The organism is Candidatus Binataceae bacterium (assembly GCA_035294265.1).
Taxonomy (GTDB): domain Bacteria; phylum Desulfobacterota; class Binatia; order Binatales; family Binataceae; genus DATGLK01.
In genome coordinates, this window is the sequence record DATGLK010000044.1 from 61323 (window position 1) to 86689 (window position 25367).

Sequence of the window (25367 nt, forward strand, 5' to 3'; positions counted from 1 at the left end):
GGAGGATAGGATGAGCACCGCAAAAGGTTTTTCGCGCCGCCGCTTCCTCAAGGGAAGCGGCGCGCTGGTGGTTGGGTTCAGCTTTTCCAGCACGCTGTCCCAGGCGCTGGCGGCAAGCGAGATCTTTCCTACTCCCAACAACGCCAAGCTGGATTCCTGGCTGGAGATTGGGGCTGACGGCAACGCCACCGTGTTCACCGGCAAGGTCGATGTCGGGATGGGCGTTAGCACCGCGATCAGCCAAATCGTCGGCGAGGAGTTGTATCTGGCGCCGCAGCGGGTGGCGGTGGTGATGGGCGACACCGCGCGCACGCCCGATCAGGAGGGAACCGGCGCCAGCACGACCTTGGCCTTGGGCGCCAAACCTCTGCGTAACGCAGCGGCACAGGCCCATCTCATTATCCTGCAGCGCGCCGCCACCCGGCTTAAGGCACCCGTCGAGCAACTGGTGTGCCAGGACGGAATCGTCAGCGTCAGGGGCGATGGCGCGCGCCGGGTCAGCTACGGCAAGCTGGCCGGCGATCGCCGCTTCAACCAAAAGCTCAGAGTCAGCGGCGGGCCCGCCAAGCTTGACGTGTTCGGCGCGGCTCAGCCCAAAAGCTTCAAAGACTACACCGTGGTGGGGACCTCGGTGCCGCGGCTGGACGTTGCCCCCAAGGTGTTCGGACAGTTCAGCTACGCCTGCGATATCCGCCCGCGCGGCATGCTGCACGGCCGTGTCATCCGCCCGCCCGTGGTGGGCGCCACCGTGGTCAGCGTCGACGACAGCTCGCTACGCGACATTCCAGGTATCGTCAAGGTGGTGGCGCGCCAAGGTTTTGTAGGGGTGGTGGCACAAACCGAATGGAGCGCCATCGAAGCCGCCTCGCGGTTGAAAGTCAACTGGAACCAGCCCGGGACCCAGTTGCTACCGCAGGAGCAGTTATACGACCACATGGTCACGGTGGCGCCCAAGGCGAGCAAGACCACGCTCAGCCAGGGCGACGTCGAAAGCGCGCTGGCCGGCTCCAAGCAACGCGTCGAGGCAACCTATCGATGGCCGATGCAGTCGCACGTCACGATGGGACCCGGATGCGCGGTGGCGTGGGTGCGCAAGGACGGCTCGGCAACGGTGTGGACCGGGGCGCAAAAGCCACCGATGCTGCAGCGCGGCCTGGCCGGCCTGCTCGGCGTACCGCCCGACCAAGTGCGGATCGTGTGGGTGGCCGACGCGGGCTCGTACGGCCGCCCGGGCTACGCCGACGCAGCCGCCGACGCAGTTCTCCTTTCCAAGGAAGTAGGCCGTCCGGTGCGGGTACAGTGGATGCGCCACGACATGACCGGTTGGGGCACCAAAGCACCGGCGGTGGTCTGCAAGCTGCGCGGCGCAGTGGATCCCGCGGGCAAGATCGCGGCGTTGGACTTCGAGTCGTGGGCCTTTTCGGGCGACGAAGTGCTGCCGCGCTATTATCATCCCGGCAATCTGCTGGCAGCTCAGCTAATCGGCATTCCCAATAGCACGGCGGGCAACGAATACGCCGAGTACGGCCGCAACGCGACCAAATATCTAGTCCCGGCCTTACGCGCCCGCGCCCATATCGTACCGCCGCTCTATCCCCAGGGCTCGCCCTTGCGCACCAGTCACATGCGCGATCCCGAGGGACCGCAGACCACCTTCGCGGTGGAATCTTTCATCGACGAATTGGCGGCGGCCGCCAAGGTCGATCCGATTGAATTCCGCCTGCGCCATTTCACCGATCCGCGCACGGTCGCAGTGATCCAGGCGGCCGCCCGCCGCGCCCGCTGGCAAACTCGCCCCTCGCCCGCGCCCAACCCCAGCGGCGCCACCGTGGTGGCCGGTCGCGGGATAGCCGTGGCACCACGCCACGGCGAGGGGTACTTTCCACCCACCTATCTGGCCACTATCGCGGAGGTCGAGGTCGATCGCGCAACCGGCGCCATCACGGTCAAGCGTTTTGTCATCGCCCATGACTGCGGGCTAATTGTCAACCCCGCCGGCTTGACCGGTGCGATTGAAGCCAACCTGATCCAATCGATGAGCCGAGCGCTCAAGGAAGAAGCAACCTGGGACAGCCACAACGTCACCAGCGTGGACTGGCGCAGCTATCCGATCGTGCGCTCGCCTGACGTACCCGAGGCGATCGAAGTTGAGCTGATCGATCGGCCCGAGCTCGGCCCCGCCGGAGCCGGCGAACCTTCTAGTCGATGCACGGCGGCGGCGATCGCCAACGCTATCTTCGATGCCACTGGTGTGCGCTTGCGCACCGTGCCGATGACTCCGGCACGGCTGAGAGAGGCGATGGCGGCGGCTTAGCCGCGCGCGGGCGGAAAGCTGCCCAAGGCGCCGCGTCCGCGCTACAATTGAAGGGAGCGAGGCAACTGATGCCATTAGATCCGCAAGCGCGAGCCCTGTTGGACGCGATGAAAGCGCTGGGCGCACCCGATATCACTACCCTGACGCCCGAGCAGGCGCGGGCAGCGGGCGAGGCTCGGCTCAAGACCCGGCGCCGCTACTGGACACCGGTGGCGAAATGCCAAAACGCGACGGTGCCAGGTCCCGACGGTCCCATCCCGGTGCGAATCTACACGCCGGCTCAATCGGGCGAACTGTCGGCGCTGGTTTTTTTTCACGGCGGCGGCTTCGTGGTGGGCAGCCTGGAGGGCTGCGACCCGCTGTGCAACTTTCTGGCCGACGGCGCCGGATGCGTGGTGGTATCGGTGGATTACCGCCTGGCGCCCGAACACAAATTTCCCGCCGCGCCACAGGATTGCCTGGCCGTTACGCAATGGGTCGCGGCCAACGCCCGCAAATTGCATTGCAACCCCCGTCAGATTGGGGTGGGCGGCGAGAGCGCCGGCGCAACCCTAGCGGCGGTGGTGGCGTTGGCCGCGCGCGATCGGGGCGGCCCGCGCCTGGCCTTCCAGTTGCTGCTCTATCCGGTGACCGATGCCACCATGCAATCACCCTCTTACCAAAGCAACGGCGAGGGCTATTTTCTAACCCGCGACATGATGGCCTGGTTCTGGAACCATTATCTCGACCCCAAAGATGACCGCACCAATCCCTTCATCTCACCGCTCCACGCCAAGAGTTTGCAAGGCCTGCCCCCGGCGCTGATCCTCACCGCCGAATTCGACCCGTTGCGCGACGAGGGCGAGGCCTACGCCGAGAAGCTGGACCGAGCCGGCGTGCCGGTGGTCTGTACCCGCTATCCGGGGATGATTCACGGTTTTATCGGCTTCGCCGACAGCCTTGACATGGGACGGCGGGCGATAGCCCAGCTCACCTCCCATCTGCGCGCCGGCTTCAGCGGCTATATGTAAAAACCCTGGGCGAACGCTTCTGCTGATGCTGGCGGGTAAGTGGCCCCGCCCCTGTGAAGGCGGACACACGGGCCCGTCCCACGACTAGATCTTCCGCGACCTACCATTTTTCGTACTGCACCGCCTTGCGCGCGTAGCCGTTTTGGCGCAGCAGGTCGCGCATCGTTAAAACTTCCGGCCCCACTCCGCACAGATAGAACTGGCGATCGCGCCGATCGTCGGCGTCGAGGTAAAGGGCGCGCAGATGCTCGCGCAGCGGCCCGCGCATCCCCGGCCATGAGGGCTCTTGCGTGATCACCGGATCGAAACGCAAGCGCGGATGGCGGCGCGCCAAAGCCATCAACTCCTCGCGATAAAGCAAATTCTGCTCGCGTGGCGCCGCGTATAACAGATGGAGCCCAGCGCTACCCTCTTCGGCCAGCGCGCGGCGGATCATTGGTCGGATCGGTGCGATCGTGGTCTCCTGAGCGACAAATACGGTCTCGACCGTGGGCGCGTGCTCCAAGGTAAATAGGCCGTAGGGACCGGTGAAGGTCAGCTCCTCGCCCACTCGGCGCGCGAACAGATAGGCCGACCCCAACCCTCCGGGTACCAGGTTGAGCACTATCTCCAACAGATCGCCATGCTCGGGATCGGAGGCGATGGAATAGGGGCGCAGCGCCGGCTTGTCGCCCAAGGGTAAGACAAGCGAAATGAACTGCCCGGGAATGAAGCCGAGGGCGCGCTCCTTGGGCAAGCGGATGAAGAATGATCGAGTCTGCGCCGGATGGTCCACGATGCGCTCGATGACGCCGTGGTAATCCGACCGGTTGGCGCTCGCTGCCATCGTCAATGCCTCTCAGCGGCTCTCCGCGACTTGCTGGTTGATGGTAAAGCGCGGAACCAGTATTACAATGTCGGCGTTTTCGTCTTGAATCACCGCTTGGCAGCCCAGGCGCGAGGTCGGGGTCAACCCGGGCGCCCGGTCCAGCATATCCTCTTCGCGTTCCTCCGCCTCCGACAGAGCATTGCCGCCGGCTTTAACGATCACGTGGCAGGTGGTGCAGGCGCAATTGCCGCCACAGGCGTGGTCCAGATGGACGCCGTGGCCAAGCAGCACGTCGAGCAGCGAGCCCGGCTCGCCGTCGTGTTGAAACGGCGCTTGAGCGGGACTGAACTCGATCGTTTTATCGGCTTCGCCGGTTTCGTAAATGACTCGCACTCGTGCCATCAAGACTCACCCGCCGGGGCCCGCGCGCAGAGGATTTCCCTGCCCCCACCACGCGAACTCTTTCCCTATTCCTTTCATTTTAAGCATATTGGTTGTGGGAGGCCCGATAAACCGCTTGCGCGCACATGGGCGGCAGGCGCGCGGCGCAACAAGCCAATGGCACACGCAGATTCGGTCCGGCAGGTTAACGCGGCTTTTTACCGCGCCTTCGAGAGCCTGGAGCTGGCGCAGATGGAGGCGATCTGGCATCGCGCGCCCCACATTATCTGTATCCATCCGGGTTGGCGTCCGCTCTTGGGCTGGGGCCCCATCATGAACAGTTGGGAAGGGATCTTCGCCTCCGCTTTCGAAGTCAAGGTCGAGGTGACCGAAGTCCAGCTCACCCTGGATGGCGGCTTGGCGGTGATAGTGGTGGAGGAAACCCTCACGCAGCGCGATTATGACGGGGTCAGCCGCGCCACGGTGCTGGCCACCAACGTATTCCAGCTCGTCGGCGCGCAGTGGAAGCTCATTCTCCATCACGGATCGCCGGTGGCGATGCCGTCCGACGCAGTGCCCCGGGTACAGTAGCACCCCTCCAAAGAAACCCTTTTTTGTGCGCGCCGAGCAGCGAGGTCGAAGATTCTGAGACAGCTTGACGAACCTCGGTGGCGCAGGCGAAACCCGGCCCGCGCGCACGAACGGCGGCCACGGCGGCCCGTTCAAGACAAGGCACTACGGTTTGTGCCCGCCTGGCCCCCCACCTCGTTAACCTGTTCCGGGCAAGCGACACGATTAAGGATCAGGCGCGCGCGCGGCGCATTCATAGCCGCTCCCATGACAAGCGGCTTAGCCAATCGCGGACCAAGGGCGACAGTCCCAATCCCCTATTGACCACCCCTTTTGCGCTCCATAAACGTAGGACCGCGATGCTTGAGGAGTTGGGCGCCGCCGCTTATCCGGCAGGCATAGTGCGCAATCGATGGGCGATCGTGCTCGCGATGGTTGCGCTGGCGTCTATCGTCACCATGAATCGCCTGGGTCACGACATCTGTCGCGGCAACGAGGCGATCGAGGCCGTGCTACTCCAGCAGATGGTCGAACATGGCCAGATGTTCCCGTTGGAAAATGGCCAATCACCGATGTACATGCCACCGCTGTTCCATTGGACCGCGCTGGCCATCCATAAGCTGCTCGACCTCCATACCGTCACCCCCGCTAGCTTCCGCCTTACCTCGGCCCTGTACGCCACCGGCTCGGTCGCGCTGGTGAGCGGTTTCAGTTACGGGATACTGGGTCCCGACGGCGCCATCCTCGCCGGCCTGACCCTGCTCGGCGAGCATGAATTCGTCCGCCTGGGACGATTGGGACGGGTTGATACCACCCTGGCGTTTTACGAGACCCTGGCGCTGCTGGCCTTTCTTTGGTGGCTGCGCGCGTTTCCCGAGGAGGGACAGACGCGTCGCGTAGGCGCTGCTCGACTCTATTTCTTAGGCATCGTGCTGGGCTTGGCGGTGCTGGCCAAGGGGCCGATCGGCGCCGGCCTGCCCGGATTGGCGATGGTGATCTTTTTGCTGGTCGAGCGCCGCTTCATCCAAGCCCTGCGGCAGCTTCGCCCCCTGCCCGTCCTGCTCAGCCTAGCGGTCGCCACGAGCTGGTACGGAGCCTGTTATCTGGCCGGCAAGCAAAACTTTCTACATCGGCTATTCGACGAAAACATGGGCCATCTGATGGGCTGGGGATGGGCCAGCATGCCACCCTGGTTCTATCTCGCGCCCACGCTGCTCAGCTCTCTGCCGCTCAGCCTGCTGGTGCCAATCGCGGTCTTTTTTGCCCTCTTCCGCAATCCGCCGCCGCCTCCCTATAGCACCGACGACAGGCTCGTCGCCGTGCAGCGCCGCGACGCCTCCCGCTTACTGGCTATCTACTGGCTGGTTGCGCTGCTCTTTCTGTCGGCCGCCGTGTACAAAAGCCGCTGGTACATGCAACCGATCTGGCCGGCCTCGGCGATCGTGCTGGCCTGGGGAGTCAAACGCTTCGCGGCCTATTGCAAAGCCCGCTACGGTTTCCGCCGACTGGAAACGGCTTACGCCGCCATCGCCCTGCTAGCGGTGCTGACCAATCTGTTCATGATTCCGCTGGAAGAGCGGCATGAATGTGCCAAGATGAGCTATCGGCAGACGGCGCAGGCGATTTTAGGAGTGGTCAAACCTGGGGAGCCGCTTTACGCGGCTGGCTTCGTCGATGAAGACGCGGCACCGCTGCTCTTCTACCTGCATCGCACCGCACCCTTCATCCCGGCCAACCTCGATGGCGCGCCGGGCGGCTATATCATCATACCGGCTCGCTTATGGTCACCTCAGCGCGGCACGCTGGCGGGCTTCCGGGTGCTCCTGCGCTCGCCTCACGGCCGGCGCCAACCAGTTCTGCTGTACCATGTCGCGTCCGCACCGCCGGCCGTCAGCGGCGGGACCGCGGGCGGCACCCCATCCAGACGCGCTGCCCCCCTTTAAGTAACGCGCCTAGGCCGGCACCACCCGCGGAAGCTCGACTCGAAAGCGGCTTCCCGCTCCCGGATGGGAATCGACTTCGACACATCCGCCCATCGCAGCCACCTGCCGCTTGACCAGGGCCAGTCCTAGTCCCAGGCCGCGGCTGAGGCGCCGATTGCTATGCGATAGCTGCACAAAGGGGCGAAAGATAAGGGCTAGGCTTTCAGGATCGATTCCCCGGCCGCTATCGATAATCTCCAGCGCCAGCCCCTCGCGCCCAGCGCTGAGCGGCGCTATCCGCACCTTCACCATGCCCCGGTCGGTAAACTTCAAACCATTGGAACATAGATTGAAAAGAATCGATCGCAGCATCTTGCGATCGCAATAAACGGCTCGTAACTCAGGCGCTACGTCAAAGCGCAACACGAGGTCACGTCGCCGGCTTATCGCCTCCAGCGCGGGCGCAAGTTCGCTTAGCAAGCCATCCAAGTTAAACTGCTCGGGCTGCGGCGGGGCGGGATTGGTCCAATCGATCAGGTTCTCTACGGTATGGGCCAACTCGGCCGCGCTCAGCCGCATCCGATCCAGCATCTGGCCGGGCTCCGCCCCCAGCCGCTCGCCCCAATCCTCGATTAAGATTTCAAGGTAGCCCGTCATCACCGTCAACGGCGCGCGCAACTCATGGCACAGGTTGGCTAGCAACTCGTTGGGTTCGACCAGCGAACCCAAGATAGCGCCGGTGGCCACGGGCGTGACGGGGAGCAATTGCGCTTCCTGCACAGGCCAAACTCCTTGGGAGGTTCCGCCGCCACAGCCACCGCGCCTCAGTTGGGTTCAAATAAAGCAGAAACAGCAGCACGCGCTATTGGGAAAATTACCTAAATCGAGGGAAAAAATGTCTTAGAAAGGAACAAAAACTGACTCAGAAAAGCGCTCGAGAACGGGCTGGATAGCCAAAATCACCTGCCGCCTCCCGCAGCGGCGGTTCCGCCGCCAACTAGCGCGCAAACCGCCCGATGCGACCGAGTTGGCTCCGCTACCCCTCGACGTCGCGAGGCGTAAGCCTGTGAAGCGGCCAACCGCCAGTACGTCATCCTACGCGCAGCGAGCACAGGCGGTGGATCTCGCACAGCTCGGGGTGCAGTGGCGCGCGCGACCCTGCCCGCGCCGACGAATGGCGGCATGGCGTCCCACCCCACTAGGCCCAAGCCGGTACCGGCTTCACTCAACTTATCTAGGAAACGCGCCATTAGCTGTTTCTCGGTGTTTTAAACTATTTGACATTTGCCGCGGCTAGGGTGCATAAGGCTCATCATAGCAGCACAGAGCATCCTGCCCGTCAGATTACGCGGAACAGGCGAGAGATGCTGAGGCTTTGCGATGCCAAAACCTGCTGACATTCCTGCCTGCCCTGAAGCTCCATCAGTTCAGTCACCCGCGCGAGTCGTCAGAGAGTACGACATCTCGCTGGTCACGCCTCTCTTCGGTGGCGGTGCGGAGGCCGGCATACCCGATGAAAGCCTGCCCATCCGAGGGACATCGATTCGGGGCCAACTTCGCTACTGGTGGCGAATTGTCATCGGGCACCAACTTGGCAGCCGCATGTGGCAGCGGGAAGAAGAGGTTTTTGGAAGCACCGACTTCCCTAGTCCCCTACGCGTACATGTAGCCGAGCAGCCGCGGATCCTGCCGGTCGACCCCGGCGAATACGGAAGCGCAGGGGACCCTGCCGCATACGCCCTATTCTCGGCGATAGAAAGTGGGCGGCAGGTCGCAAGGGAGGGCCCCGTCTTTCGGCTGCAATTGGCCTGGGATGACGCGCAGGGTCTTCAATCGCGACGCAGAGGACAGAACGCACAAAGGAAGAAAGAACATAGGGCTGTCCTACCGGAGGTGGTCCAGGACATCGGCCTGGATATTATCGAGGCACTGAGGGCCTGGTGCACGTTCGGCGGCCTCGGTGCTCGCAGCCGTAGGGGATGTGGTGCGGTTTTCTGTCAAGAACTCGCATCCGCACTACCGCACCTACCTGGCAGCATTTACCTTGCACCGCCGCAATCCAACGCCGTAGCGGCATGGAAGGAATCGGTCAAGGCGTACCGAAATTTTCGGCAATCCCCTAGAGGAAAAAAGCACCAGAAGGTCATTGGCCCCAAGACCGTTAGAGTGCCCGGACGGAGCCACTGGCCCGAAGCGGATTCGATTCGAAAAATAACAGGTTCTTCCTTAAAGCCACCACCGGGCACACCGTCCAACGCCACGCCGGCAGATGAGAACTCCCAGGATCACTCGGTTCCCGTCGTCCCAGAGCATCTCCTGCCAGCGTTCCCAAGGGCGATTTTAGGGCTGCCGATCAACTTCCATTTCGCCGATTCCCCTGGGAAAACGCGTCCGGGCCGACCCTACAAAGATCCCCAGGACGTCCAACTGACACCTGTTCTCCCGGACGGCGTAGGCGGCTCTGATCGCATGCTAGCGCCGGCGATAACGCGACCGTTGTGGCACCAGGGCAAGTGGCATCCTGCAGTGGTCATCATAAAACCAAGCATCCCGAGCGGGCTGAAGCTAAAGCTTATCGGTGAGCGCGCGCGGGCCGACGGAGGTGACCTATCCTACGACCTGCCGATCGACCGGGTCGTAAATTCCTCGTTCGGCGTGCTCCGCCCGATGCGTTCTTACGCTTCCGCACTGAGCGCACTCGCCGATTTTCTTAAGGAGACCGGGTTCACCGAGGTTGTACCGTGAGCGGCAATCTCCTCGCTCTTAGCGTTGGCCCCGTGCAGGAATTCATCAGCGCGGCGCGGCGCACCCGAGACCTGTGGTTTGGGTCTTATCTGCTCTCCGAGATTAGCAAGGCGGCAGCCAAGGCGGTTAAGGCGCACGGAAAGCTGATCTTTCCCGCGCCGCTGGACGATGCCCAGCTCGATCGCGATTCGTTCAACGTCGCCAACATAATCTTGGCCAAGCTCTCACAGTTCGAACCCGAGCAGGTAGCGCACGCCGCCAAGGCTGCCGCTCAACAGCGTTGGCGCGGGTTCGCTCGGTCCGTGCTGACCCGGTACCAAGACGTGATCCGACAAAGAATCTGGGAAGAGCAGATCGATGACGTGATCGAGTTCTATGCGGCGTGGCATCCCTACGCACCTGAAAGCTACTCGCAAGACCGCGCGGCGCTGATGCGGCTGCTGGCCGCTCGCAAGCTTTGCCGCGACTTTGTACCTGCCAAGGGGCACGCCGGCATTCCCAAGTCATCGCTCGACGGTCTGCGCGAGAGCGTGTTGTTGAAAGAGCGGCTTTACGGACACCGCCGCCCGCTGCGCCTGAGCGAGGGCGAAGAGCTCGACGTCGTCGGGCTGGTCAAGCGCACCTGGGGCCCTGAAGGGCAGGTGGTGCACTACCCTTCGGTGGCGCGCGTCGCTGCGGATCCATGGCTGCGCGGCGCGGAGCAACATCTAAGCCAGCTCAAACAGGCCTGCGCCGAACTAGCCGGTCGAAGGATTTTGAATCGGCTCGACGTATCCCCAGGCGGCCATCCCCATTATGCCCTCTTTCCCTTCGAGGGCACGGCGGTGTTTCGCTCGAGACACCCAGAATTCATCAAGGAGACAGAAATCAAGGATCAAGACCTGAACCCGCTAAGGGCAGCTCTCACAGAGCTGATAGGACAGTACGGCGAGCCCAGTCCATACCTCGCCGTCTTGGTCGCCGACGGCGATCGGATGGGTCAAGCGCTCTCGCGACTTGATTTGCCGAACCAGCACCGCAATTTCTCCCGCGCGCTCGCCAGCTTCGCGAGCAATGCGCGCGATATCGTTAATGCCCATAGCGGCGTTATGGTGTATGCGGGCGGCGACGATGTTCTGGCTTTCTTGCCGGTCGATCGGTGCCTGGGATGCGCCCGCGCACTGCACGACGCCTTCGGCGACGCCCTAGCCGGTAAGACAGCGAAGGGTGCGCCCACTCCTACCTTGTCCGTGGGGCTGGCGATCGCTCATTTCATGGAGCCGTTGGAAGATCTGCTCGACTATGGCCGCCAGGCTGAAAAACACGCCAAGCACCCTCATCCCGAAGATGGCCAGCAGGGGGACCGCGATGGGCTTGCGGTCCACGTCGTCAAGCGTGGGCGAGGGCCAGTTGGATTTCGCGCCAACTGGTCGGAAAACCCGGATCAACACTTGGCGCGGCTGGCCGGTTGGATGCGGTCGGCCGCCATCTCAGGCCGCGTCGCCTACGACCTGCGCAAGCTGGCCGAGGTGTATGACGCGTGGACGGACCGGGCCAGCCTCAGGGATGCGATACAAAGAGACGCCTTATTGCTAATGGCCGGAAAACGGACGGCTGGCACGGCCCAGATCGACGCAATCAACGAACTCATCCGCGAGCGCGTCACGGATGCCGGCGCATTGCGCACCCTGGTTAACGAACTTCTCATAGCCCGGCAGATTGGGGCGGCCATGAGGCAAGCGGAGCCCAACTCGCGCAATTAAGGAGGGACTTCCGCGTGACAATTGTCGAGATCACCTGCCGCGACCCCGTTGTCTCCCGTGACAGCCGTCCTTTTGGCGCCAACCAGGGCAATCGGATGCGCGCGCTGGAGTGGCTGCTACCTTCGGTGGTCGCCGGATCGCTGCGATCGGCCTTGGCGATATCAGCGAACCGTGACTTTTCATCATCGGTCGTTCAGGACTTACTCGGAGTCGGAATTGCCGGGCCGCTTCCGCTCGCCTGTAGGAAGCTGTACTTTCCCGCGCCGCAGGATTGTGTTGTCCATCAAGGGAAGGCGTGGCGCGCGGCGCCGCAAGCATCTCATAGCGGCGGATGCGATTGGCCGTCACCGGGTCTGCGCCCTGTCCAACTGGCCGACCCGCGGGCACCTCAGGACCTGAAGCCCGATCCGGCTCCTGCCTGGTGGCCCGCCGATGAGTGCACCAAATGGCTAGCCGGTGAAGAGATCGCGCTCGATTGCCGCTTCCTGCGCCATCCCAAGACCGATTATCGAACTCACGTGCACATTGATCCGGACGCGGGAGCAGCGGAAGAGGGCGCCCTGTTCACCACCGCCGCGCTGGCTCTCGGTGCTTTGCCTCGACACGGTGCCCCCGCCGGAGCTAATAGGAAGGACCGGTTCTTGCCTATCAAGCTGGCGGCTCGCCTAGACGCCAAAGAGTGGTGCGCCGAGGCGGCAGCAAATCTGGACCTGCTACATCCAATGGGCGGCGAGCGCCGCCTGATCCATTGCAAGACAACAACCGACACACAGGCCTGGCAGTGCCCCAAAACGATCGCGGCGAAGCTGGCGAACGCGCCGCGCGTAAAGATGATGCTGGCCACACCCGCCATCTTCGCGGAGGGTTGGCGTCCGGCGTGGCTAAATAACGAACTGGTCGGCACACCTCCCGGTGCGGCCGTTCGCTTGCGCTTGGTTGGGGTTAGCATCCAGCGCTGGCGAGCGGTTTCCGGTTGGTCGCTGGCGGCGCCGCGCGGCCCAAAACCGATCAAGCGGATGGTTCCAGCGGGCGGCGTTTACTTCTTCGAGACCGAAAACGGGGCCGGCAACGCTTCGGACTTGGCCCACCGCTGGTTGGAATCGGTTAGCGACGACGAGCAGGACCGGCGAGACGGCTTTGGCCTGGCGCTATGGGGTGTCTGGTAGTTACGGGCCGCAGGTAGACGCGATGAAACATACACAGATCTTTTGGCTGCACACGCTGTCGCCAACCCATGTCGGCACCGGCCAGGATGTTGGATATATCGACCTTCCGATCCAGCGAGACAAGGTCACGGGCTGGCCGCTGATTCCGGCCTCCGCATTCAAGGGAGTGTGGGCCGATCATTACGGCGCCACCGAGGCCAAGCGCAACAGTGATAACTACCTCAGACTGGCCTTCGGACGAGCATCCGATCGGGATTCCAAGGAATCCAACGCCGGCGCCTTGATTCCCACCGACGCGCGTCTGGTCTGCCTACCAGTGCGCAGCTTTCAGGGTACTTTCGCCTGGTGCACCTCCCAGCTCGCCCTGCAGCTGCTCCATCGCGATCTCAGCCTCGCCGGCATGGCCGACCTCCCGCCGATTCCGCCGGCGGTTGCTGAAAACCATATTCATCGCACCACAAATACCAAGCTGGAAGACAACGGACGTATTTTCCTGGAAGACCTCGATTTCGAGGGCAACGAGTGCCCCGTAGCCACCGCATGGGCCAAGCGGCTGGGCGACTGGATCTTCGCCGGCGACGAGGACAAAGCCTGGCGCGATCGTTTTGTCGAGCGTTTCGCAATCCTGCCCAATGCAATTTTCGATTTCCTCACGGAAACGGGAACCGAGGTTTCCACCCGAGTAAAGATCGACGACAATTTCAAGACGGTGGCGACGGGTCAGCTCTGGAACGAAGAGGCGTTGCCAGCGGAGACCATCCTCTCGGGACTTATTTGCTGCGATCGAATTTATACTCCCAACGCCGATGTCACGCCGGACGACCTGATTCGCAAGTTCGCCAGCGAAACCCTTGCGCTCCAGATCGGCGGCAAGGCCTCCGTCGGCCGCGGACGCGTGCGATGCGTCTTCAGCCACACCAGCGAGGGGCGCTAATGGAATCAACCAAAAGCCAGAAGATGGCCCAGGCCGCCTTCCAAACAATCGAGAGTCGCGAAATCACTAAGGAGTTTGCCAGTTTCGCCCGCTCCTTCCCAGCGCTGATTCACGCCTGCGGCCTCGCGCAGGCCCTCGCCTTCGGACACGAGAAGCACCCCGAATACTTGAACGATCTGGCGGCGGTTCTGGTTGCGGCAGGCCATCGTGAAGCCTCGTCTGCGGAAAGTCTGGCCGAGGCGACGCGGACGCAGCCCGTTGCGGCCTACGTCCGCCTGAGCCGCAGTGCGCTGCAAGCCGCGGGCTGGCTTAAACGGTACGCCGAGGCTGCGCAGACCAAATGACATTCATGAGACAAGCGATCATCGATCTGGGCCAACGGCGCGAGGCTGGCACCCATCCAGGCCTACTTCTGCAGAAATACCTCTCCGCTCAAAAGGATCCGCAAGAGCGCCGCGCGCTCCTGAGCGCAGCACAGAAGGCAGCGCCAAATACCGGGCCGGTTTATGCCGAAGCCTTCGCGCGCTGGATTCGATCATTTCCCGAGGACGATCTACATCTTGCCCGGCAGCTAACGACGGCCAGCCGGTTGATCGTTGGGCTGGGATCGGAAAATGTCCTGGAGACCGGACTGCGTCTCCATCATACCTACGGCGTTCCGATCATACCGGGCTCGGCGCTTAAGGGGCTGGCTTCCCACTACTGCCATGAGGTCTGGGGACAGCGGCTGGCCCCAGAAGCATCTCAAGAGAATCGGCGCTTCCAACGCCGCGGCGATTACCACACCTTGCTATTCGGCAAAACCGAGGACGGCGGCGTAATCGCCTTTCACGATGCTTGGTTGGTCCCCGAGGCGCTCGACGGTGCCTTGCGCCTAGATGTGATGACGCCGCACCACCCGAAGTGGCAGACTAACGAGGCACCGCCCACTGACTTTGATAGCCCAAATCCGGTCTCCTTTTTGTCGGTGGCTGGCACATTCGAAATTCGCGTTTCCTGGATCGGCCCCACTGGTACACAGCGTGATCTGGCCGAGAGTTGGACCTCGCTCGCGATGAAACTCCTACTAAAGGCCCTGGCCGATTGGGGGGTGGGAGGCAAGACCAGTAGTGGTTACGGGCGGCTGGTTTCCCTCGAAGCGACACAAAGCGGCCCACAGCCGCCGCCCGCCTCTACCAAGACGGTTGTACTGCCGAAAACCAACGAGAGAGTTCAGGCCCGATTGCTCGAACAACGGACCAACAAAGGAGGCTGGAAAGCGGTCCATGAGGGCTCGGGGCTAAGCGGTGCGATTAACAATACGAACGACGTTCCCGCAGACAAGGCGGCGGGCGACATCCTCGAACTCATCGTCGCCCACGTCAATGAACGTGAAATCGGGTTCCGCTATCCTACCGCCGCAGACGAGGCACGCGCCCAGCGGCCGCCAAGCCGAAAGTCCCCTGCCAACCGCGGAGGCAACCGGAGAAGATGATAACCCAGTTGCTGCTTTTATCGACCTGCGGCACCAGCGTGCTTACCAACAACGCCGATAAGGAGACTGAGCGCTGGCTGAAGTCCATCACGAACAATGTGGCGCTGGAAGGCGCGGATGCCGTGCGGCTTGAAGCACATGTGGCTAAGCGCGGCGAGCGCCTGGAGAAAGCCGACGCCTCCGAGCGTCGCCGGCTTAGCGCGGAAATCAACGGGATAAGCGCCGTGCTCGACCGATGGAAGCCAAGCCGCGTTCAGCATCTCTTGGTCCACAGCGACACGGCCGTGGGCAAGGCCGCGGTAGATCTTGTAAAAGCCGTCCTCGATAAGGACGGTCAGCAAGTGCAGCTTTTAACAGCGTCCGGCCTGCGAACCGACAATCTGTTGTCCTTCCGCGAAGCGATCGCCCATCTCACTGTCCAGATTGAAGAATGGATCCCGGGTCATCGGCAGCGCGGCTGGAGAGCGCTTTTCAACCTGACCGGCGGTTTCAAGTCCGTCAACGCCTACCTTCAGGCTCTGGGCATGATTTACGCCGACGGCTGCGTATTCTTCTTTGAGGGCTCTTCTGAACTGATGGAGATTCCCCGCTTGCCAGTACGGCTTGCCGAAGCCGACGAAATACGCCCATACACGAGCGTGTTCAGGCGGCTGAAGCATGGGTATCAGGTTAGCGAGCGCGACGCCGTCGGAGTATCAGATTCGCTGCTGATGTTCGATGACGGTCAGGCCACGACCAGCGTCTGGGGCGATGTCGTGTGGAGCCGCGTGCGCAAAAAGCTGTTTGCGGAGGGCCTGCTCGATCCGCTCTCGCCCAAGCTTGTGATAAGGGAGCCCGTTCGTGAAGCGTTCCGCGAACTGGAAGAGGCGCGGCGGATGCAGGTCAATGACGCCCTCGACGCGCTCTCGGCTCACCTTGACAGGGTGCGCGCGCTGGTGAAATCAGAGGCTTTCAAAAAGCTCTCGGGGAACCCCTCACCTCCCTCAACCCACGAGTTTTATCTCTGGAGCGATGGCGCCGCATGGCGGCTGTTCGGCCATTACGAGAACGAGCGTTTCATCGCCGATTCGCTCGGTCCCCATTTGTGAGTGGCGTCATGCCGAACGATTCACGGTACCTGCTGATCTGCACAGTGGGAGGGAGCCCGGAGCCCATCGTCGAGACGATCCGCCAATGGCAGCCCGCACGGCTGCTGTTGGTGTCCAGCGCGGGCACCAGGGCTGCGGCCGAGGAGATAGCCAAGGGTTGCGGCAGCTTGCCGCCGGGCGCATGGAACAACATAGACGTTGGGGACGCTCAGGATCTGTTCGAGAAATGTGTCAGCCGAATGCGCGGGCTGAACGAAGAGGTTATAGCTTGGCAGAGGAGAGGGCCAGCCCACCAAGTAGTCATCGGCTTTACGGGAGGGACCAAATGCATGTCCGCGGCCTTGGCGCTCGTTGCACGGCGCTGGCCCTGCACATTCTCGTACGTAACCGGCAAGGAGCGGACGAAGGGCGGCGTCGGCATAGTGGTATCCGGGACGGAGCACAGATCGACTCAGAATCCCTGGAACGCGCTGGGTTATCAAGCTATCGAAGATGCTTGCTTGCTATTCGATCGGCAGGCGTTCGCATCCGCCGTGGAACAATTGGATAGCGCACGCCGGGCCGTCGACGACGAGTCCGTCAAGAGGACGCTCTCGACCTTCCATCAGCTCTGCGAAGCATATGGACTATGGGATCGCTTTCAACACGCGGCGGCCCTTTCGCAGCTGAATGCGGCGATTAAGAATAGGAACGACCTGCTGGCCGAGCTGGGAACAACCCATGGTCAGGCGGTTGTCGATAGCATCGAGCGAAACCGTGGGTCTTTGCGGGAACTCGCCAAACCATTATCCCGCCTGACGGTTGCCGATCTGCTGGCCAATGCCCGCAGACGCCGGGACGAGGGGCGCCACGATGACGCGATTGCGCGCCTCTATCGAGCAATCGAGTCGCTGGCGCAGCTAGCCTTGGCCGAACGCCACGCCATCGCGAGCACCGATGATGTGGCGCTGGCGATGGTTCCTGAACCGCTCCGCGAACGCTGGGAGTTACGCGCCGACCGCGGGAAACTGCGCCTCGGCCTGCAGGACGCCTATGAACTCCTGGATGCGCTTGGTGACGAAATAGGCAGGGCATTCAAAGATCTCAACCTCCATGATCGCGAGCGCTCTCCCCTGGCCGCCCGCAACCGCTCGATCCTGGCGCATGGCTTCCAGCCGGCGAGTGAGCAGGACTTCCGTAGGCTTTGGGATGCGGCTATGAAACTCGGCCGCTTCGAAGAACACGAGCTACCGGCTTTCCCGCGCTTGACCAAGTCGTAGGGAATCCTTCGCTGACGCTCAGGATGGCGCAGGGGCAGCCGTGGCCTGGCTTACCCAACCCCTGCGAAAACCCGGATATGAAATCCAGAACAGGGTAGTTCTAACTGGGTGCCTGGCGCGCCGATCTCGCCCATCCTTAGGTTTATCCGCCATCGGCTTGCGGCGCGTGCCACCCACGGTGACGTGAGCTTCAGCGGGGTAGAGCCGCTCGACGTTACTACTAATCGGTACGACTTAAACCAGGTTGAGGTGGCGGTTGGCGGCGTCGTTGCTGACCGTGGTCGCGGGGCGGGTTTTTCTGATTGCGCCGCCCAGCGAAGGATCGCAGGCGACCCACCATACCTCGCCGCGGCGCGGTTCGCCGCGTTCAAGGGATCATTCGACTTTGCCTTCCGCAGCCTCGAAGCTTCGGCTCTTTGCCTCCGCTGGTTATCCGCACACTGCTACACGTCCTTGAAGCGGGCCTTCTTGTTGCCTTCCAGCGACGCCTGAGCCGCCGCCAGCCGCGCGATCGGTACCCGAAAAGGAGAGCAGGAGACGTAATCCAATCCCAAGCGATGACACAACTTGACGCTGTCGGGATCGCCGCCGTGCTCGCCGCAAATCCCCAGCTTGAGCTTGGCATTAGCCTTGCGCCCGCGCTCGATCGCGATCCGCATCAGGCCGCCGACGCCGGCGGCATCCAGCCCCTGAAACGGATCGCGCGCATAAATCCCACGCTCCACATAGGTGCCCAGGAACTGACCGGAATCATCGCGCGACAAGCCGTAGGTCATCTGGGTCAGGTCGTTGGTGCCGAAGGAGAAGAAATCGGCCACGGCGCCAATCTGATCGGCGACGATACAGGCGCGCGGGACTTCGATCATGGTGCCGACCTTGTACTTCAGCCGCACCCCGTTGCTCAGCACCTCGCGCGCCACCGCGTGGATATCCTCGGCCAGCAGCTCCAATTCGCGCCGATCGCCGATCAGCGGGAGCATGATTTCGGGCAGCACCTTGACGCCTTCACCCACCAATTGCGCCGCGGCTTCGAAAATCGCGCGGGCCTGAGCCCGATAGATCTCGGGATACACGATTCCCAGCCGCGAGCCACGCAACCCCAGCATCGGATTGAATTCCACCAACCGATCGCGCGTCTTGGTCAACTGTTCCTGGCTAACGCCGATTTTGGCCGCCAACTCGCGCAGCTCGTGCTCCTCCTTGGGCAGGAACTCGTGCAGCGGCGGGTCGAGCAGGCGGATTGTAACCGGCAGCCCTTCCATCGCGCGCAGGATACCGATGAAATCCGCCCGCTGCATCGGAATAATCTTCGCCAACGCGCGGGCGCGGGCGGCGGCGTCCTCGGCCAAAATCATCTCGCGCACGGCATCGATACGGTCGGCCTGGAAAAACATGTGCTCGGTGCGGCACAGGCCGATACCCTCGGCGCCAAATTGCCGCGCCACCGCCGCGTCATGCGGGGTATCGGCGTTGGCCCGCACTCCCAGCCGTCGCTCCCCGTCGGCCCACGACATGAATTTCTGGAACACCGGCGACATCGCCGCTTCCACCGTCGGCACCATCCCGTCGAACACCTCACCGGTCGAGCCGTCTAGGGTCAGGTACTCACCGCGGTGTAGTACTCGGCCGTTGACCGCCAAACTGCCGGCGCGATAGTCGATATTCAGCTCGCCGCATCCCGCCACGCAGCATTTGCCCATCCCGCGCGCGACCACCGCCGCATGGCTGGTCATCCCACCACGCGCGGTCAAGATCCCCTCGGCCGCCTGCATCCCGTTGATATCTTCGGGCGAGGTCTCGATCCGCACCAGGATCGCCTTGCGCCCGGCGGCGGCCACCGCCACCGCCTCCTCGGCCGAGAACGCCACCTCGCCGGCGGCAGCGCCGGGCGAGGCCGGCAGGCCGCGGCACAGGACGTGTTTGTCGGCTTTGGGATCCAAGCGCGGATGGAGCAGCTGATCCAGTTGCAGGGGCTCGATGCGCCCCAGCGCCGTCTTGCGATCGATCAGCTTCTCGCCCACCATCTCGACCGCGATATTGACCGCGGCCTCGGCCGTGCGCTTGCCGTTGCGGGTCTGAAGCATAAACAGGTGGCCGCGCTCGATCGTGAACTCCATGTCCTGCATGTCGCGGAAATGCTTTTCCAAGCGGCCGGCGATTTTCAGCAGCTCGCCGTAAACCTTGGGAAAGCTCTCCTCCAGGCTCTGATGGTGGGCCTGGCGCTGCGCTTCGGAGACGCCGTTGCGCTGGGCCCAGTGCTGGCTTGCGCGCAAACTGATTTGCAGCGGCGTGCGAATGCCGGCAACCACGTCCTCACCCTGGGCGTTGGGCAGGTATTCGCCATAGATGCCCTTCTCGCCAGTGGCTGGATCGCGCGTGAAGGCGACGCCGGTGGCGCAATCGTCGCCCAGGTTGCCGAACACCATCGATTGCACCGTGACCGCGGTACCCCAATCGTCGGGAATGCCGTTGAGCTTGCGATAGCTGATGGCGCGCTCGTTCTGCCAAGAGCCGAAGACCGCGCCGATCGCCGCCCAGAGCTGTTCGTAGGGATCTTGGGGCACATCATGGCCGGTGCGCCGTTTGATGAACTCGCGGAAATCGGCCACCAGTTCCTTGAGATCGTCGACCGACAGCTCCAGGTCGCCGCTGACGCCGCGCGCCTTTTTCTTATGCTCGATCAGCTCCTCGAACGGATCGGGATCGTGCTTGTCCTCGGGCTTGAGCTTGAGCACCACGTCGCCGTACATCTGGCAGAAGCGCCGATAGGAATCCCAGGCGAAGCGGGGGTTGCGGCTGACCCGCTCCAACCCCACCACGGTCTGATCGGTCAGCCCCAGGTTGAGCACGGTGTCCATCATCCCAGGCATCGAGACCCGGGCCCCCGAGCGAACCGAGACCAGCAGCGGATTGTCGGCCGATCCGAACTGGCGACCGAGCGTTTTTTCTATCCGCGCCACGCTCTTTTCGACCGCCTTCTCCAAGCCCTTGGGATAGCTCTCGTCATGCTCGTAGAAGTAGGTGCAGACGCGAGTGGAGATGGTGAAGCCGGGCGGCACCGGCAACTTGAGCGAGGCCATCTCGGCCAGGTTAGCTCCCTTGCCACCCAACAGTTCGCGCATATCGGCGCGCCCCTCAGCCACGCCACCGCCAAAAAAATAAATCTCGGGATGCAGACGCGCCATCGGCTTCAATTCTCCTCGCTGAGCTTGCTGAACTGATTAAAGGCCGCCGCCAAGCGGCCGTGCAAGAGCACCCGCCCCGCGACTAGCGCTCCCAGCCGATACGCCGGGCGATCTCCTCGCCCAAGGCGCCGACGTGCACGCGCTCCTGCTGCGCTGAATCGCGCGCGCGCAGGGTGACGGTATCGTCGGCCAGGCTTTGATGGTCAACTGTAACGCAAAACGGCGTCCCCACCTCGTCCTGGCGGCGATAGCGGCGCCCGATCGACCCCGCCTGATCATAGGCGGCGTTGAACCGCCGCTGCATCGCCTGGTAAATCGCCTGCGCCTTCTCGGGCATCCCACCCTTGCGCAAGAGCGGAAACACCGCGACCTTCACCGGTGCCAGGCGCGGGTCCAGCCGCAACACGATGCGCTCTTCGTTATCCATCACGTCTTCATCATAGGCGTCGAGCAAGAAGGCCAGCAGGGCCCGATCGACCCCGGCCGCCGGCTCAATCACCCAGGGACGAAAGCGGCTACGGCTCTCCTCGTCGAAATAGCTCAAGTCGTGCCCGCTCATCTCGGCATGGCGGTCCAGGTCGAAACTGCCGCGCTTGGCCACTCCCTCCAGCTCACCCCATCCAAAGGGGTAGAGGTACTCGATATCGGTGGTGCCGCGCGAATAATGGGAGAGTTCGTCGGCGCCGTGAGGGCGGCGGCGCAAATGGTCGGGCCGCAGCCCGAAATTGAGGTACCAGCTGAAGCGCTGCTCCAGCCAGTAATCGAACCACTGAGCTTCCTGCGCCGGATCGGGCTTGATGAAGAATTCCATCTCCATCTGCTCGAACTCGCGGGTACGAAAGACGAAATTGCCCGGCGTGATCTCGTTGCGAAAGGATTTGCCGATCTGAGCTATACCCAAGGGCAATTTGACGCGCTGGGTATCCACGATGTTGGCGAAGTTGACGAAAATTCCTTGCGCCGTCTCCGGGCGCAGATAGACCGTGCTGGCGGTGTCCTCCACCGGCCCCATGAAGGTCTTGAACATAAGGTTAAATTGGCGCGCCGCGGTCAGCTCGCCGCCGCAGGCCGGACAACGCGCGCCGACCTGGTCGGCGCGAAAGCGCTGCTGACAGCTTTTGCAATCCACCAGCGGATCGGTGAAGTTCTGCAGATGGCCGGAGGCCTCCCAGGTGCGCGGATGCATCAGGATGGCGGCGTCGATGCCGACCACGTCGGCACGCCGTTGCACCATCTCGCGCCACCACGCCTCCTTGACGTTGCGCTTGAGTTCAACCCCCAGCGGCCCGTAATCCCAAGTCGAGCCCAGGCCGCCATAGATGTCGCTGGAGGGAAAGATCAGGCCCCGCCTCTTGCACAGGTTGACCAGTTTTTCCATCGTAACCCGAACCGGCGCGGTGGGGGTGGTTTGTTCCTGGGACAAGCTTCCCTCCTGCTGATACGGCCGCGCTCAGGCGCGACGCGAAGCATCAATCTTAACCGCGGCTTGCGCTCGGCGCGAGAGTAGGACGGGGGTCAGGCCGCACCGGCGCCAAAGGCGCTCGAAAAGATTACACTAACGGGGTCGCGCACCGGACCACGGGGCGCGCAAAGGACTATCATGAGGCGAGGCGGCATCTATCTGGGCCTGATCGCGATTGTGGCGCTGGTGAGCGCTGGCTGCGGCCATTACCTGCGCGCCAGCGGCGGACAGACCAGCGTGGCGGTCTATCCCGACGAGGCTACCTTCGTCAAGGTCAAAAGTCTGGAGGGCCAGGGCGGCCCGATGGCGATCGTGGGAAATCTGGGGGAAAACGTCCTGGCCAAAAGGCTGGACGATCGCACGCGGGTGCGGATTATTTCACGCGATCATCTCGGTGCTCAAATCGAGGTAATCGAGGGTCCCAACAAGGGGTATCGCGGCTTCGTCCCCAAATCCAATCTGGGCTGAGCCTGTGGCTAAGCGAGAGAGAGGGATAGGTGACTTCAGATCGCGTTGGGACCGCGCTCACCGGTACGAATGCGCACTACCTCTTCCATCGGCAACACGAAGATCTTGCCGTCGCCGATCCGTCCGGTGCGGGCCGCGCGCTCGACCGTCTCCACAACCTGAGCGGATAGTTCGTCGGCTACGATAATTTCTAGCTTGACCTTGGGAAGAAAATCGACCACGTATTCAGCGCCGCGGTAAAGCTCGGTATGTCCCTTCTGCCGGCCGAAGCCCTTGACTTCGCTAACCGTCAGTCCTTGCACACCGATGCTGGAGAGAGCTTCTTTGACCTCGTCCAGCTTGAACGGCTTGATGATCGCCTCAACCTTTTTCATAGTGTTTGATCTCCCTCATACCCCAGGGCGGTAAATTGCCTACCGCCATTTTGCCGCGCGACCATCCTGAACCTTAAGTATAGCGTACCCCCATCCCGATGCCATCTCGTGCCGACCACCCTTAATGGCGCGGTGCCACCCGAGCCCAGGACGCAACCTCGATGCCAAGTCTAGCCGCACCGCTTGCCTTGGCGGAGAGCGGCTTGATGGTGAAAATTCGAGCGATTGCCGGGTGGCTAGGCAGCCGCTGGCGCCATTTATCCGTCGGAAACGCCATGCGTCAGCCTGAACTCAGGTTCCTGGCCGCGGATCAGCCGGCGCAGATTGTGCCGATGGCGCCACAGCACCAACAGCGCCATCGCCAACCCCAGATGCAAGAAGTTGGCCGGATAACCCCACAGTCCTAGCACCAGCGGCAGGGCGATGGCGGCACTGACCGAGCCCACCGAGACAATCCGGGTCAGCGCCAGCCCCAGCACGAAGATCAGCAGGATCATCACGGCCACCGGCGGCGCCAATCCCAGCCAGATGCCCAACCCCGAGGAGATCCCGCGCCCACCGCCGAAGAACAAGAAAATCGAATATAAGGAGCCCAGAAAGGCCGCCAGCGCAATCAGCGTCAGACCAGCGGGGCTCACCTCCAAGACGCGTCCCCCCATCACCGGCACCAAGCCCTTGAGGACGTCGCCCAGGAAGGTAATCGCCGCCGCCCGGCCGCCGATGCTACGGGCGACGTTGGTCATCCCGACGTTGCCCGAACCCACGGCACGCGGGTCAACCCCAAAGGCTTTTCCGACCCACACCCCGACGGGAAGCGAACCGATCAAATATGCGAGAATCAAGACCCCCCAGGAGGCTAACGCAACCATCCCGCCCTCCGCCGCAGCGGCCTAAACCTACGTGTTGCCAACGGCGCCGGCTGGCCGCCTCGGGGAGGCCCGGCGCCCTTGGCCTGATAGATGGTCGGGGTGACTGGATTTGAACCAGCGACTCCTGCGTCCCGAACGCAGTGCTCTGGCCAGGCTGAGCTACACCCCGGCAACGGTCGAACCCACGCTCGACCAAGCCAACCTTATAGCATCGGCGCGCCGCACAAAGCGAGCCGCACCCTGGGAAGCTAATCCTAGCGTCGGGACGGGCGCCTTGCCCGTGATCCAAACACGTGAGCGGGCGGGCTCGGGCAATCATCTGGCAAGACCGATGCTTAAGTCCGTGGGCCATCCCCGACCCAGGGCCCCCACAGCCAACGCCGCCTCTTACACAAATTCCGCGACGCCATGCTGGCAGCCGGCGCGTCAGATAATCAGAGAGAACACCATCAGCCGCAGCTCCACCCCTGACCAGGCGAGACGCCCGTCCGCGGTTCAGGGGCGCCAGTACGCAAAGGCCATCGCGTTGCCGGTTCCAGCCTCGGAGCGATAGCACGGCACATAATCGACCAGCTTCATGTCGTACTTCAGCTCGGCCATCGCGCCCGCCAGCGGAATCCAGTTCTTCACCTCCGAGGTCCCGGCCTGGTAGGTGTTCTCGCCTAGGGCCGCCAACTTGTCCACCCGCCGCTCGCGCATCGCCTCGATAATGGTCCGATCGACTTCTTCGTCGATCACGAAATGGGTCAGGCCACCCGATGCAATCAGGGCTACGCGCGCGTTGCTCTTCCAGGCTTTGATCGCCTTGAGCACGGCCTGGCCGAACTCCTGACAGCGCTCCACCGTAGGCTGATTGGGCGGGTAGAAGGTGTTGATTAGCAGCGGCACGCTGGGCACGGGACGATCCGACATGATCCGGCGATAGACGAAGCCGTAGGCGTGCGGAATGGTCTGATGGTTGGGCGGCAGCGCGCGCATCGCGCAGACGTCGAACCGCTCGGCGATCAGCCGCTCGATAAGATGCAACCCCAGCGCCGGTTGTCCGGAATAAACCGCGCCCTCGGGCGGGATATGTCCGGGCACCGAGATAGCGATTCCGGGCGGCATCCGCTCCAGATGCTCGCGGCTGTGCATCTGGTTGGGAATAGTCTCGCCCCAATAGACCGCGAAGGCGGGATTAAGCTCGGGCTTGAAGACTTCGTTCTGGTCGTCGCCGAAGATCACCGCCACATCGGGTTTGACTTCGTCAAAGACCGCGGCCAGCTTGGCCAACGCTTTCTGGCAGGCGTCGTAGCGTGCGCGCTTGACCTCGTCGGTAAGTTGGCGCTCTAAATGCTCGCCCGCGCGCATCGCCACCAAATCCTCGAATTTGCGCTTGCTGCCCTGATACCACAGCTCGTCGCGCTTGCGATCGTGCAAGACGCGCTGATACCAAGTCTCCGGCGGCATCGTCAGCATCGGTCCATGCGAGGTGCCGATTCCCAACACAATCTCTGCCATCGGATCTCCTCCCGTCACGCCGCTAGCGAGGTACGCGGCCGACGAGCCGATCTGTGGCACCGGCGGGTCGCGCCGTCAAGGACAAGCCGCCTCGCG

20 protein-coding genes and 1 tRNA gene are annotated in these 25367 nt (G+C 62.9%); 12 read left to right on the plus strand and 9 right to left on the minus strand.

Annotated elements, in window-relative coordinates:
• Positions 1–10: 10 nt before the first annotated feature.
• Together VKV28_08015 and VKV28_08020 are read left to right on the plus strand one after the other, a co-directional pair.
• Positions 11–2314 (plus strand): molybdopterin cofactor-binding domain-containing protein, encoded by a 2304-nt coding sequence (locus tag VKV28_08015; protein HLH76735.1) that lies wholly within the window; start codon positions 11–13, stop codon positions 2312–2314.
• Between the two features lie 68 nt (positions 2315–2382).
• A complete protein-coding gene (locus VKV28_08020; protein HLH76736.1) occupies positions 2383–3324 on the plus strand; it encodes an alpha/beta hydrolase in 942 nt (313 codons plus the stop codon).
• Positions 3325–3424: 100 nt separating this feature from the next.
• Here the strand turns inward: VKV28_08020 and VKV28_08025 are convergent, their stop codons facing one another.
• Both VKV28_08025 and VKV28_08030 read right to left on the minus strand, forming a co-directional pair.
• Positions 3425–4150: an FAD-dependent oxidoreductase gene (locus VKV28_08025; GenBank protein HLH76737.1), complete on the minus strand. Its 726-nt coding sequence runs from the start codon at positions 4148–4150 to the stop codon at positions 3425–3427.
• Positions 4151–4162: 12 nt separating this feature from the next.
• The gene (locus VKV28_08030) at positions 4163–4534 is read right to left on the minus strand and encodes a 2Fe-2S iron-sulfur cluster-binding protein (protein HLH76738.1); all 372 of its coding nucleotides are present in this window, start codon (positions 4532–4534) and stop codon (positions 4163–4165) included.
• Between the two features lie 156 nt (positions 4535–4690).
• Between VKV28_08030 and VKV28_08035 the strand changes: the two genes are divergently transcribed.
• Both VKV28_08035 and VKV28_08040 read left to right on the plus strand, forming a co-directional pair.
• Positions 4691–5104 (plus strand): nuclear transport factor 2 family protein, encoded by a 414-nt coding sequence (locus VKV28_08035; GenBank protein ID HLH76739.1) that lies wholly within the window; start codon positions 4691–4693, stop codon positions 5102–5104.
• A 338-nt stretch (positions 5105–5442) separates the two neighbouring features.
• Entirely contained in the window at positions 5443–7026 is a 1584-nt protein-coding gene (locus tag VKV28_08040; protein HLH76740.1) for a phospholipid carrier-dependent glycosyltransferase, read from the plus strand.
• A gap of 9 nt (positions 7027–7035) precedes the next feature.
• On the opposite strand, the gene VKV28_08045 is transcribed toward VKV28_08040, so the two are convergent.
• Positions 7036–7785: a HAMP domain-containing sensor histidine kinase gene (locus VKV28_08045; GenBank protein ID HLH76741.1), complete on the minus strand. Its 750-nt coding sequence runs from the start codon at positions 7783–7785 to the stop codon at positions 7036–7038.
• Positions 7786–9746: 1961 nt separating this feature from the next.
• On the opposite strand from VKV28_08045, the gene cas10 reads away from it, so the two are divergent.
• The 7 genes from cas10 to VKV28_08080 are packed head-to-tail and all read left to right on the plus strand — an operon-like array spanning position 9747 to position 17413.
• Entirely contained in the window at positions 9747–11492 is a 1746-nt protein-coding gene (gene cas10 / locus VKV28_08050; GenBank protein HLH76742.1) for a type III-B CRISPR-associated protein Cas10/Cmr2, read from the plus strand.
• A gap of 14 nt (positions 11493–11506) precedes the next feature.
• Positions 11507–12658: a type III-B CRISPR module-associated Cmr3 family protein gene (locus VKV28_08055; GenBank protein ID HLH76743.1), complete on the plus strand. Its 1152-nt coding sequence runs from the start codon at positions 11507–11509 to the stop codon at positions 12656–12658.
• Between the two features lie 22 nt (positions 12659–12680).
• Positions 12681–13592 carry a type III-B CRISPR module RAMP protein Cmr4 gene (gene cmr4, locus VKV28_08060; protein ID HLH76744.1) on the plus strand — a complete coding sequence of 304 codons (912 nt, stop codon included), beginning with the start codon at positions 12681–12683 and terminating at the stop codon, positions 13590–13592.
• The gene (locus VKV28_08065) at positions 13592–13936 is read left to right on the plus strand and encodes a type III-B CRISPR module-associated protein Cmr5 (GenBank protein ID HLH76745.1); all 345 of its coding nucleotides are present in this window, start codon (positions 13592–13594) and stop codon (positions 13934–13936) included. The genes cmr4 and VKV28_08065 overlap by 1 nt, the downstream gene beginning before the upstream one ends.
• Before the next feature lie 5 nt (positions 13937–13941).
• Positions 13942–15066 carry a type III-B CRISPR module RAMP protein Cmr6 gene (gene cmr6 / locus VKV28_08070; GenBank protein ID HLH76746.1) on the plus strand — a complete coding sequence of 375 codons (1125 nt, stop codon included), beginning with the start codon at positions 13942–13944 and terminating at the stop codon, positions 15064–15066.
• Entirely contained in the window at positions 15063–16154 is a 1092-nt protein-coding gene (locus tag VKV28_08075; protein ID HLH76747.1) for a hypothetical protein, read from the plus strand. The genes cmr6 and VKV28_08075 overlap by 4 nt, the downstream gene beginning before the upstream one ends.
• Before the next feature lie 8 nt (positions 16155–16162).
• Entirely contained in the window at positions 16163–17413 is a 1251-nt protein-coding gene (locus VKV28_08080; GenBank protein ID HLH76748.1) for a TIGR02710 family CRISPR-associated CARF protein, read from the plus strand.
• A 443-nt stretch (positions 17414–17856) separates the two neighbouring features.
• On the opposite strand, the gene ppdK is transcribed toward VKV28_08080, so the two are convergent.
• Positions 17857–20598, minus strand: a complete 2742-nt coding sequence (ppdK, locus tag VKV28_08085; GenBank protein ID HLH76749.1) for a pyruvate, phosphate dikinase — start codon at positions 20596–20598, stop codon at positions 17857–17859.
• 82 nt (positions 20599–20680) lie between these two features.
• Positions 20681–22021: a glycine--tRNA ligase gene (locus tag VKV28_08090; protein ID HLH76750.1), complete on the minus strand. Its 1341-nt coding sequence runs from the start codon at positions 22019–22021 to the stop codon at positions 20681–20683.
• Positions 22022–22198: 177 nt separating this feature from the next.
• Here VKV28_08090 and VKV28_08095 point away from each other — a divergent pair, with 177 nt between their 5' ends.
• Positions 22199–22528 carry a hypothetical protein gene (locus VKV28_08095; GenBank protein HLH76751.1) on the plus strand — a complete coding sequence of 110 codons (330 nt, stop codon included), beginning with the start codon at positions 22199–22201 and terminating at the stop codon, positions 22526–22528.
• A 35-nt stretch (positions 22529–22563) separates the two neighbouring features.
• Here VKV28_08095 and VKV28_08100 read toward each other — a convergent pair whose 3' ends face one another.
• From VKV28_08100 to VKV28_08115, 4 genes are all read right to left on the minus strand, one after another.
• The gene (locus tag VKV28_08100; protein ID HLH76752.1) at positions 22564–22902 is read right to left on the minus strand and encodes a P-II family nitrogen regulator; all 339 of its coding nucleotides are present in this window, start codon (positions 22900–22902) and stop codon (positions 22564–22566) included.
• A gap of 257 nt (positions 22903–23159) precedes the next feature.
• Entirely contained in the window at positions 23160–23771 is a 612-nt protein-coding gene (locus VKV28_08105; GenBank protein HLH76753.1) for a glycerol-3-phosphate acyltransferase, read from the minus strand.
• A gap of 91 nt (positions 23772–23862) precedes the next feature.
• Positions 23863–23940: transfer RNA gene (locus tag VKV28_08110), tRNA-Pro, on the minus strand.
• Positions 23941–24266: 326 nt separating this feature from the next.
• A complete protein-coding gene (locus VKV28_08115) occupies positions 24267–25271 on the minus strand; it encodes a hypothetical protein (protein ID HLH76754.1) in 1005 nt (334 codons plus the stop codon).
• Positions 25272–25367 lie beyond the last annotated feature (96 nt).

Excerpts from the sequence above, each read along its gene's own strand:
- VKV28_08015 (HLH76735.1), top strand. The coding sequence starts at position 11 with ATGAGCACCGCAAAAGGTTTTTCGCGCCGCCGCTTCCTCAAGGGAAGC.
- VKV28_08020 (HLH76736.1), top strand. The coding sequence starts at position 2,383 with ATGCCATTAGATCCGCAAGCGCGAGCCCTGTTGGACGCGATGAAAGCG.
- VKV28_08025 (HLH76737.1), bottom strand. The coding sequence starts at position 4,150 with ATGGCAGCGAGCGCCAACCGGTCGGATTACCACGGCGTCATCGAGCGC.
- VKV28_08030 (HLH76738.1), bottom strand. The coding sequence starts at position 4,534 with ATGGCACGAGTGCGAGTCATTTACGAAACCGGCGAAGCCGATAAAACG.
- VKV28_08035 (HLH76739.1), top strand. The coding sequence starts at position 4,691 with ATGGCACACGCAGATTCGGTCCGGCAGGTTAACGCGGCTTTTTACCGC.
- VKV28_08040 (HLH76740.1), top strand. The coding sequence starts at position 5,443 with ATGCTTGAGGAGTTGGGCGCCGCCGCTTATCCGGCAGGCATAGTGCGC.
- cmr4 (HLH76744.1), top strand. The coding sequence starts at position 12,681 with ATGAAACATACACAGATCTTTTGGCTGCACACGCTGTCGCCAACCCAT.
- VKV28_08065 (HLH76745.1), top strand. The coding sequence starts at position 13,592 with ATGGAATCAACCAAAAGCCAGAAGATGGCCCAGGCCGCCTTCCAAACA.
- cmr6 (HLH76746.1), top strand. The coding sequence starts at position 13,942 with ATGAGACAAGCGATCATCGATCTGGGCCAACGGCGCGAGGCTGGCACC.
- VKV28_08075 (HLH76747.1), top strand. The coding sequence starts at position 15,063 with ATGATAACCCAGTTGCTGCTTTTATCGACCTGCGGCACCAGCGTGCTT.
- VKV28_08080 (HLH76748.1), top strand. The coding sequence starts at position 16,163 with ATGCCGAACGATTCACGGTACCTGCTGATCTGCACAGTGGGAGGGAGC.
- ppdK (HLH76749.1), bottom strand. The coding sequence starts at position 20,598 with ATGGCGCGTCTGCATCCCGAGATTTATTTTTTTGGCGGTGGCGTGGCT.
- VKV28_08095 (HLH76751.1), top strand. The coding sequence starts at position 22,199 with ATGAGGCGAGGCGGCATCTATCTGGGCCTGATCGCGATTGTGGCGCTG.
- VKV28_08100 (HLH76752.1), bottom strand. The coding sequence starts at position 22,902 with ATGAAAAAGGTTGAGGCGATCATCAAGCCGTTCAAGCTGGACGAGGTC.
- VKV28_08105 (HLH76753.1), bottom strand. The coding sequence starts at position 23,771 with ATGGTTGCGTTAGCCTCCTGGGGGGTCTTGATTCTCGCATATTTGATC.
- VKV28_08115 (HLH76754.1), bottom strand. The coding sequence starts at position 25,271 with ATGGCAGAGATTGTGTTGGGAATCGGCACCTCGCATGGACCGATGCTG.